The organism is Rhodococcus sp. ENV425 (genome assembly GCF_002887785.1).
Classification (GTDB): Bacteria; Actinomycetota; Actinomycetes; order Mycobacteriales; family Mycobacteriaceae; genus Rhodococcus; species Rhodococcus aetherivorans.
The window spans coordinates 44,695-48,867 of record NZ_PCZU01000133.1 but is presented as its reverse complement, the minus strand read 5'-3'; the positions used below and the strand labels follow the sequence as shown (position 1 = coordinate 48,867).

Annotated in this window: 2 protein-coding genes and 2 pseudogenes; 1 reads left to right on the top strand and 3 read right to left on the bottom strand. The window is 72.9% G+C overall.

The features are described from left to right. Positions 1-193: pseudogene (locus CQZ88_RS10560) on the bottom strand (MFS transporter); the annotation flags it as partial. Positions 194-247: 54 nt separating this feature from the next. Between CQZ88_RS10560 and CQZ88_RS10555 the strand changes: the two are divergent. Then, positions 248-889: a class I SAM-dependent methyltransferase gene (locus CQZ88_RS10555; protein WP_029542122.1), complete on the top strand. Its 642-nt coding sequence runs from the start codon at positions 248-250 to the stop codon at positions 887-889. Positions 890-1,000: 111 nt separating this feature from the next. On the opposite strand, the gene CQZ88_RS10550 is transcribed toward CQZ88_RS10555, so the two are convergent. Both CQZ88_RS10550 and CQZ88_RS30815 read right to left on the bottom strand, forming a co-directional pair. After that, entirely contained in the window at positions 1,001-3,559 is a 2,559-nt protein-coding gene (locus CQZ88_RS10550) for a LuxR C-terminal-related transcriptional regulator (RefSeq protein WP_102799724.1), read from the bottom strand. Between the two features lie 237 nt (positions 3,560-3,796). Continuing rightward, positions 3,797-4,173: pseudogene (locus tag CQZ88_RS30815) on the bottom strand (hypothetical protein); the annotation flags it as partial.

Sequence of the window (4,173 nt, the reverse complement as noted above, 5' to 3'; positions counted from 1 at the left end):
CGGCGACGGCCGCGGCCGCCGACCCGATCGTGAACAGGGCGCTCGGCACCCCGGCGAGACTCGTGCTGCCCAGCATGTCCTGCGCGAGGAGCGCGCCGACGGTCACGCCGGCGGCCAGGCCCGCACCGCTGAGGATCTGCGCGGCCACCAGCACGGTCAGGACGCGGCGCTGTTCCGGGATCGGTTCGGTCACAGCCGGGAGGGTACGCCGGTAACGTCGGCGGTGACCCGGCGGTAAGGAGACACGGTGACCGATTCGGAGAAGGTCGAGAACGAGAACGCCCGCGTATCGCGGATCTTCGACGAGATGTCGAAGAACTACGACCGCGGCATGGGCCTGGTCGAGCGGCTGATCCTCGGGCCGGCCCGGCACTGGGCGGCCGCGCAGGCCCGCGGCCGCGTCGTCGAACTCGCCGTCGGCACCGGGCTCAACCTTCCCCTCTACGGGCCGGAGGTCGAGCACGTCGTCGGCATCGACATCTCACCGAGGATGCTCGAACTCGCCCGGGCGAAGGCCGCCGCCGATCCGCGCGTCGAACTGCGGGAGGGCGACGTCCAGGCCCTCGATCTGCCCGACGCGAGCGCCGACACCGTGCTCTCGACCTTCACGTTCTGCACCGTGCCCGACCCGGCCCGCGCCGCCGCCGAGGCGCACCGCGTGCTCGTCCCCGGCGGCCGCGTCGTCCTCGCCGAGCACGGGCCGTCGACGAACCGGGCGCTGCGCGCCCTGCAACGGGGCATCGAGCCGCTCAGCATCCGCTTCGGCGCCGACCACCTGCTCCGCGACCCCGTCCCCTATCTCACCGAGGCCGGCCTCGTGGTCGACGACGTGCACCGCACCGGGCGGATGGGCATCGTGTTCCGGGTGCTCGCCCACAAACCGGCGTGACCTCCTCCCGAGCCGAGCGAACGTGCCATCGCGTCGATCTGCGGAGATGAGCGATACATTCGCTCGGTTCGGGAGGGGACGTCGGCGCCGGAAAGGGCCGCGGAAGCGTGCCTAGAGCTCACCGGTCACCGGCAGCAGCCGCAGCTCCCGCGCCCGGGTGATGGCCTCGACCCGGGTGTGGACCTCGAGCTTGCGGTAGATGCTGCGCAGCTGCGTCTTGACCGTGTTCGGGGAGACGAACAGGAGCCGGGCGATCTCGCTCTGCGGTGATCCGTCGGCCAGCAACGCGAGCACCTGCCTCTCCCGCGGGGACAACTCGACCCGCACGACCTCGTCCGGGAACACCGCCTCGACGGAACCGCCCGGCACCGCAATACCGCTGCGCTCGACGAGCTCTCGCCGATGCCGGTCCGGCACGGTCGTGAAGGCGCGCCGATTGCCGAGCGTCCGGGCGAGCGTGCAGGCGCGCTCCCAGCACACGATCGCGGACCGGGGATTGCCGAGATCGAGCTGCGCGGCGGCGTCCAGCAGCAACGCCTCGAGATGGGCCCGCGGGAATCCGCAGTCCGGCCACGACACCCGCGCGAGCTTCTTGGCGGCCCGGTCGGGACTCCCACCGAGCAGATCCACCCGCGCGTCGGAGACGACGAGTATCGGATGGTGCCGGGGCTCCTGGTCCGCCACGGCGCGGGCCAGGTTGCCGTTGCCGAGAGCCAGGTGCAGGTCGATCTCCGTCGCGGTGAGCAGCGTCCGGGAGAATGCGCCGTCGCCGTGCCGGTGGGCGTGGCCGGCGACGGTGTGGTGCAACCACGTCAGACCCGCGTACGCCTCGAGGGTGAGCAGGGCGTGCTGGGCGTGGGCGTAGGCGACGAACCCCCACAGCTCCTCCCGATCGCTGGGCGCGCCGAGCAGCTCGATTATCGACTCGGCCGCGCCCACGTCGAGCGCGTCGAGATGGGTCAGGGCCGCGGCGACCCGGCCGCCGACCTTGACGAGTTCGCCGAAGAGCCCGTCGGACGGTTCCGTCGTCGCCTCCCGGTCGAGCCACCGGCGGGCGCGCGGGACGTCGCCGACCAGAGCCCAGTTGAGCGCCGAGCTGCCCGCGGCGTTCTGGACGATGTAGGGGGTGTCCGCGGCGACACCGCCGCGGTAGGCCAGTTCGAACTGCCGGTTGGATTCGGCCAGCTCCGCGACGAGCTGGAAGGTGATCGCCCACTGGACCCGCAGCAGCGGCAGCTGCGGGGTGATGTTGTCCGGCTGGTGCATGAGCATGCTCTGTACCAGCGGCTCGAGCCGTCGCGTGCAGTCGGCGCCCTGGACGAAGTCCCCGGCGACACGCAGCGCGAGCGACTGCACCGTCGCCAGGTGCAGGACGTTCGCGGCGTCCGGCCCGGCGCCGAGCGTGTGCAGCTCGTCGGGTTCGCTCGGAAGCGACGCCCGCAGGATGGGGTGATCGGCGAGCATCTGCACGAACAGCGCCCGTCCGGCGAGCACCGCCGGGTAGTCCTCCAGGAAGTCCTCCGGGATTGTCCGCAACACGAGGATGAGCACCTCCAGGTGCTCGGAGACCATCTCGCCCCAGCTGCGCTCCACGATGCCCGCGGCCATCGTCCAGTTGCGAGCCTCGGCCGCGTACACCGCGGCCTGCGCCGGCCGGCCCGCATCCCGGTGCAGGCGCGCGAGAAAGGTCATCAGCTCGTCGACCCGTGCGGGCTCCTCCTGCCGGGCCTGTTCCAGTACCGCCGACCGCAGGGCCGACGGCCACGACCACGTCCGTGTCTCGTCCGCCTCGTCGACGACGAGCAGGCCTCGCGCCTCGAGACGGTCGAGCAGCGCGGCCGGCTCGGGCCGGCCGGTGAGCTCGGCGGCGAGTTCCGCGTCGAGATCGCGGGCGGCGACGACGCACATCGCGAACGCCCGTTCCTCGGCGGTGAGCGTGTCGAGCAGACCGGACGCGAACCCGGCGATGGCGACGGCCAGGTCGGGGGAGGGCCGGCCCTCCTCGTCGACCGGTGCGCCCCGGTGCAGCCGGGCGACGTTCAGGGCGCCCGAGATCAGCTGGGGCAGCCCGCCCAGGGCGCGGCACAGGTCGCCGTACTCGTCGATCCCGAGTTCCACCCCGGCGGCGCGGAAGAGTTCCGCCGTCTCCCGGGGCGTGAACCGGAGGTCGTGGGCGGAGACGAACGTGCAGTCGAGGCCCGCCGCGGCCACGATGGCGGACGTGGTGCTGCCGCGAAGACAGACGGCGACGTCCACGGACGGGCAGCGATCCAGCAGCTGCCGGATCGTCGGCAGCAGGTCGTCGAGGGCGGTGCCGGGGAGCCCGTCGAGGACGAGCAGGGACGGCGTTCCGCCGAGGGTCGAGGCGAGCCGGTCGACCGGGTCGCCGGCCACGACATGGTCGCCCAGCACCGCGCACGCGTCGGACCAGATGCGGTCCGGTGTCCCGTCGTCCGTCGCCGCCGGCACCCACGCGACGTCGCGCCCGGGTACGCCGCCGCCGTGCAGCCACGTGGCGAGCAGCGTGCTCTTGCCGAACCCGTCCGGTGCGTGGACCACCGTCAGCGCAGACCCGCGGTCGAGCATCTCGAACAGGCGAGGACGGGGCAGCGCGGTGGCCAGCGCCCGCCACGTCGGTACCCCCGTACGGCCGGCGCCGGGGACACTCACGGCAACTCCTCTCGATCGGTCGGTCCACGCAAGCCTGCATGTGCGGTCTCCACCGATACCCCGGTGTCCCCGACAGACCCTTCGGCACGGGCAGACTACCTGGTCTCTTACGGATCGAGGGGAGGGATGTCCGGTATGCGTAGTCCCACCAGGTGATATATGCGACGAGGGGGAGGTTGTCGACTGCGGCACTCGAACGATGCCGCGACAACCTCCCCCTCGGGGCGAGAAAGTTCCCTATCGGGTGGCGCTGAGCCGGGCCTTCTCCAGGGCAGCCAGGGTGCGCAGGACGGTGGCCTTCTGCTTCTCGAGGTCACCGCGGCGGGCGCGGGCGGCGAGGCCGGACTGCTCGGCGACGAGGGCGAGCTGCGCGTCGATCGCGGAGAGCTGGTCGAGCAGCGCGAGGGCGCGGTTCTGGATCTCGTCGACGTCGACGGCGCCGGTGCGCACCGGCGCGGGGGCCGGCTCGGAGGCGGCGCGCTGCGACGGGCGCGACGAGGACGTGCGCGGCGTGGCGGTCCGGCGCGCCGGGGCGGTCTCGGCGACGACGGCGGCGGCGCGGGGGCGCAGGGCCTTGCGGACGAGGGCGGGGTCGGGCTGTTCGGCGAGCCGGA